4 protein-coding genes and 1 pseudogene are annotated in these 5,018 nt (G+C 69.4%); 4 read left to right on the top strand and 1 reads right to left on the bottom strand.

Annotation, left to right across the window (positions count from 1 at the left end; genetic code table 11):
- Positions 1-957: pseudogene (locus QZV72_RS10880) on the top strand (hypothetical protein); the annotation flags it as partial.
- Between the two features lie 16 nt (positions 958-973).
- Here QZV72_RS10880 and QZV72_RS10875 read toward each other — a convergent pair.
- Positions 974-1,675, bottom strand: a complete 702-nt coding sequence (locus tag QZV72_RS10875; protein WP_297008397.1) for a metal ABC transporter ATP-binding protein — start codon at positions 1,673-1,675, stop codon at positions 974-976.
- Between the two features lie 29 nt (positions 1,676-1,704).
- Here QZV72_RS10875 and aztB point away from each other — a divergent pair, with 29 nt between their 5' ends.
- Genes aztB through aztC form a run of 3 tightly spaced genes read left to right on the top strand, consistent with a single transcriptional unit; the run spans position 1,705 to position 4,870 of the window.
- Positions 1,705-2,556, top strand: a complete 852-nt coding sequence (aztB, locus tag QZV72_RS10870; RefSeq protein WP_297008395.1) for a zinc ABC transporter permease AztB — start codon at positions 1,705-1,707, stop codon at positions 2,554-2,556.
- Between the two features lie 8 nt (positions 2,557-2,564).
- Positions 2,565-3,917, top strand: a complete 1,353-nt coding sequence (locus QZV72_RS10865; protein ID WP_297008393.1) for a hypothetical protein — start codon at positions 2,565-2,567, stop codon at positions 3,915-3,917.
- The gene (gene aztC / locus QZV72_RS10860; RefSeq protein ID WP_297008391.1) at positions 3,917-4,870 is read left to right on the top strand and encodes a zinc ABC transporter substrate-binding protein AztC; all 954 of its coding nucleotides are present in this window, start codon (positions 3,917-3,919) and stop codon (positions 4,868-4,870) included. Before QZV72_RS10865 ends, aztC begins: the two co-directional genes overlap by 1 nt.
- Positions 4,871-5,018 lie beyond the last annotated feature (148 nt).

Here is a 5,018-nt window from a genome sequence, read left to right as displayed (position 1 = left end):
TCCTGGCTTACCACCGGCACCCTGAGCGCCCAGGTCAACGGCAGCTACGGCAATGCGGCGATCCTGGAGAGCAGTGGTGGGGTGTCCACCGGACCGTCGGCGGCGGCGGAATCGGTGACGCGCATCCTGCTGCTCGCACCCGGCCTGCCGGTGCTCATGGCGGTCGTCATCGTGCTGGGTGTCCGGCGGCGGTCCCCGGAGAGTGCGTCCCCGGTTCTGCTGCTCGGCGGGATCCTCGCTTTCCAGGTGCTCTCCGCGATGGCCGGGTCGACTTTCGGCCTGCTCCGGTTCTTCCTCGTCGCCGTACTGCTCGCCACGGAGCTGGCACTGGCGGTGCCGACCCCGCGCGGGGAGGTGGTGGCCCGACGGCCCGGGCCGCGTCCGTCCCCCCGGGGGACGGTATCCGATCTGTCGCATCCCGTGCTCACCCCGGTCCTCACGGTGGCGTTGCTGGTCGCCGGTACAGTCTCGACCACTGTGGCGATGACCTCACGGAAGTGGGCGCCGCAGGAGTCCGCGCTGGCCGCGGAGACTCCCCTGGCGTCCCGGATGGCGGCGGCGGACCTGGAGGAGCGGCGGGAGGTGCTGCGTACCTGGGCCACGGAGCGTCGGCTCGCGGAGTTCCTCGACGAGCGGAACCTGCCGGCAGGGTCTGTGCTGCTGGACACCACCTACGGTTTTCCGGTGGTGCTGTTCTCCGCGAGGCCGGAGATCTTCGTGGTGCCCTCCGACCCGGACTTCGTCACCGCGTTGAGCAGTCCGCGGGAGCACGGGGTGCGGTACATTCTCGCGGTGCCGCCGACCGGCCGAGGTGCGCGGGACGCCGTGAACCTGCGGTACCCGACGCTCTGGGACAACGGTGCAGGGGTGGGGACGCTGGATGTGTCGGCGCCCAATGACGGGGCGGGGCAGCCGGACTTCCGGCTCTACCGGGTGCGGGCCGAACCATTCAGCTGAGAGTGGCGGGCCGCAGTCAGCCGGCCATGACCACCCGACCGCGGTCGAGGGTGACGGTCCGGTCGGCGTCCGCCGCCTGGGCACGGTCGTGGGTCGCGATGATGACGGTGACCCCGGCGTCCTTCTCCTCGGCGACGGCCCGTCTGATGAGGTCCGCGGTGGCGGCGTCCACCGCCGACAGCGGCTCATCGAGCAGGAGCAGGGGAGCTTCCTGTGCCAGCCCCTGGGCGATGAGCGTGCGCTGGCGCTGACCACCGGAGAGGTCGGAGAGGGTGCGGTCCGCGAGGTCCGTGATCCCGGTACGTTCCATCGCACGGTGTACCGCGGCGTGGTCGGAGCGGCTGAGGCGGCGCGGATACGGTAGATACCGCAGGATACGGTGCCCGGCGCGGCCGCCGGTGGAGTGCCACCGCCCCATGGCGACGGTGTCGCGGACCGTGACCGGGAAGAGCTCGGGGGTCCGGCTGTGCTGGGGGACAATGCAGATGTTGTCCGGTCGGCCGGTGATCCGGCCTTGTGAGGGGTGCAGCGTGTCGGCGAGCAGGCCGAGCAGCGTGGACTTTCCGCAGCCGTTGGCGCCGGTCAGTGCGGTGACGGAGCCGGCCGGAAAGGCCACGGTGACATGGTCGAGGGAGAGACTGTGCCCGGGGCCGGAGCGGTGAGCGGAGCCATGGCCGTACCTGTGGCAGACGTCGAGGAGGGAGACGGGGTCGCGCATCCCTTGATGGTAATGATAATCATTACTACATGGAAATCCTGACCGGCCCTTTCGGGGTCTCTTTCGTGTTCCGGGCCCTGTTGGCCGGCGGTCTCACCGCAGTCCTCTGTGCCTGCGTCGGCACCTGGGTGGTGTTGCGCGGCCTGGCCTTCTTCGGTGACGCCATGAGTCACGGCATGTTGCCGGGGGTGGCTGTGGCGTCCCTGCTCGGGGCGAATCTCATGCTCGGTGCCGCGGTCAGTGCGGTGGTCATGTCCTTCGGGGTGGTGGTCGTGAGTCGTGCGACGCGGCTGTCCAGGGATGTGAGCATCGGTCTCCAGTTCATCGTCATGCTGTCACTGGGGGTGGTGATCGTGTCGCACTCCGGGTCGTTCGCGGTCGACCTCACCTCGTTCCTCTTCGGCGACGTGCTGGGGGTCGGATCCGCTGATGTGCTGGTCATCGGTATCGCGGCGCTGGTCGGACTCGTCGCCTGCGTGGTGATGCACCGGCCGTTCACGGCGTTGACCTTCGATCCGCGGAAGGCGCAGACCCTCGGACTGCGACCGGGGGCCGCCCATGTCGCGATGCTCGTTCTCGTGGCATTGGCGACGGTCGTGTCCTTCCAGGTCGTCGGAACGTTACTGGTTTTCGGGCTGCTCATCGGTCCGCCGGCGACGGCGGTGCTGCTGGTCCGGGGGATCGGTCGGGTGATGCTGCTCGCTGCGGTGCTGGGGGTGGTCCAGGTGTATGTCGGACTGCTGGTCAGCTGGTACGCGGAGACGGCCGCGGGGGCGACGATCACACTGTTGGGTGGGTTGACGTTCCTGGTGGTGTTGGCGATCCGCGACGCCGTGTGTAGAGTTCACTCCGCTATCGCAAATGACAATCATATTCAGTAAGGGGAGACATGAGACGTACGGCCATCACCACACGGCTCGTCGCCGCCACAACCGCCACACTTTCCCTCGGGCTCGCCGCGGGCCTCACCGCCTGTGGATCCGGGGATGACGACACAGGACAGAACACCGGGCAGAACACCGGGCAGGCCACCGGGCAGGCCACCGGGCAGGCCACCGGGCAGGACGCTGCCGAGGTCACCCCGCACGGCTATGTCGAGGGCGCCGAGGAAGCCGCCGAACCGCAGCTGCGGCTCGCCGTGTCCGACGTAGCCGCCGGCACCCTGACTCTGGTTGACCTGCTCACCGGCGACACGGTGCAGACCGAGGATGCCGCTGAACTGCACGGGTCCGACAACCGCTACCTGTTCACCACGGGGGAGGACGCCACCACGGTGACCGACTCCGGTGTCTGGACCGTCGACCACGGCGACCACTTCCACTACTACCGCTCGGAGCCCGGAACGGTGGGTGAGGTGCCCGCCGGAAAGCCCGGCCACGTCGTCTCCGCAGACACGCGCGTCGCCTTCTTCGATGACGCCGGCGGCGACGTGAAGGTCTACCCGCGTACCGGCATGGACGATCACGTTCTCGACCCGGTGACCGAGTTCAGCGTCGGCCCGCACCACGGTGTCGCCGTACCCTTCGCGGGTCAGGTGCTCAGCACCCTCGCCCCGGAGAAGGACGGCGCTGATCTGCCGGACACCCTGGCCGTCTTCGACGAGGCGGGGGACAGGTCCGACCTGGCCGGCGACGCCACCTGCACCGACATCCACGGCGCGGCCACCGTCCGGGACGCCGTCCTGTTCGCCTGCGCCGACGGCGTCCTCACGGTCACGGAGGAGGACACCGGAGAAGAAGCCTCTGACACCCTCGCCGCGACTCTGCTCCCCTATCCGGAGGACGCCGGCGGCCGTGCCTGGACCCTGGCCGCCGGTCGGGACCTGGTCGGCGTGCCCTTCGAGGACGGCGGACTGGGACTGCTCGACCCGGCGACCGGAACCTGGACCGTCGCCCCCACTGACGCGCCGGTGACCTCCGCCGCCGTGTCCCCGAACGACAGGGCCGTGCTCGCCCTCGATGAAAACGGCACCGGCTACGCGGTAGACCCGGAGACCGGGGAGATCCTCGCCGACGCCCGGCTCATCGAGACAGGCGGGAGCGGGCCCGACGGTGCCGACGGTGGCGACGGTGGCGACGGTGCCGACGGTGCCTCAGTGGTGCTCGGTACCGAACGTGGCTACGTCTCGGACCCGGCGTCCGGCACGGTCACCGAACTCGACGTGGCCGACGGACTGCGTGAGACCCGCGGGTTCGACCTCGGCGGAGCACCCGGTGCCCTGGCAGTCACAGGAGGTAGGTGATGCGCCGACTGTTCGGTCTCCGCGTACCCGGCACCGTCCTGGCCCTGGTTCTCGGCGCCTCCGGTGCGGTCGCCTGCGCCGGTGACACCGGGAAGCCGGACATCGTCGTCACCACCAACATCCTCGGTGACGTGGTCACCCGGCTCGTCGGGGACACCGCCGAGGTCCGGGTGCTCATGAAGTCGAACGCCGACCCGCACTCCTTCGGCATCTCGGCCAAGGAAGCCGGGGAGGTGGAGAACGCCGACCTGGTCGTCGCCAACGGGCTCGGTCTGGAGGAGGGGCTCGGCTCCGTCCTCGACAACGCCCGCGGTGAAGGCGTCGAGGTCCTCGAGGTCGGTGAGTTGGTGGACCCGCTCGACTACACCGCAGGTGCCGACAGCGACGGTGGAGCCGGTGGAAGCGGCGCGGCGAAGGACCCGCACTTCTGGACCGATCCGGCACGGATGGTGAAGGCCACCGGGATCATCGAGGACAAGCTCACCGCCGAACTCAGCGGTGATGAGGCGGACCGCGTCCGGGAGGCCGCGTCGGCCTACCGCGGTGAGCTGGAACAGCTCGACGCCGAGGTCGCTGAACTGCTCGGGTCGGTGCCGCAGGACAACCGGAAGCTCGTGACCAACCACCACGTCTTCGGCTATCTCGCCGACCGGTTCACCTACCGGGTCATCGGCGCGGTCATCCCCGGCGGCACCACCCTGGCCTCCCCGTCGGCCGCTGACCTGCGGGACCTGTCCGCGACCATCAGGGACAACCACGTCCCGGCGATCTTCGCCGACTCCTCCCAGCCGCAACGCCTCGCCGAGGTGCTTGCCCGGGAGGCCGGCGTGGACATCGAGGTCGTGGCGCTGTTCTCGGAGTCCCTCACCGAACCCGACGGTGAGGCCGGGAACTACATCGACATGCAACGCACCAACGCCGAACGCATCTCCGACGCGCTCATGCCGCGGTAGACATCCCCACTTCATCCACTGACTTCATCAAGGAGAGAACCCCATGAACCGTTCCACCCGTACCCGCCGTCGCTCTGTCGCGGCCGTGCCTGCAGTGCTCGCCGCCACCGCCCTTCTCCTCGCCAGCTGCGGTGACGGCGACAGTGAC

Origin of the sequence: uncultured Corynebacterium sp., from assembly GCF_902782855.1 — a bacterium.
Lineage (GTDB): Bacteria > Actinomycetota > Actinomycetes > Mycobacteriales > Mycobacteriaceae > Corynebacterium.
Note: the sequence above shows the minus strand (reverse complement) of the source record. Positions and strands in the feature narration are given on the sequence as shown.

Excerpts from the sequence above, each read along its gene's own strand:
- QZV72_RS10875 (WP_297008397.1), bottom strand. The coding sequence starts at position 1,675 with ATGCGCGACCCCGTCTCCCTCCTCGACGTCTGCCACAGGTACGGCCAT.
- aztB (WP_297008395.1), top strand. The coding sequence starts at position 1,705 with ATGGAAATCCTGACCGGCCCTTTCGGGGTCTCTTTCGTGTTCCGGGCC.
- QZV72_RS10865 (WP_297008393.1), top strand. The coding sequence starts at position 2,565 with ATGAGACGTACGGCCATCACCACACGGCTCGTCGCCGCCACAACCGCC.
- aztC (WP_297008391.1), top strand. The coding sequence starts at position 3,917 with ATGCGCCGACTGTTCGGTCTCCGCGTACCCGGCACCGTCCTGGCCCTG.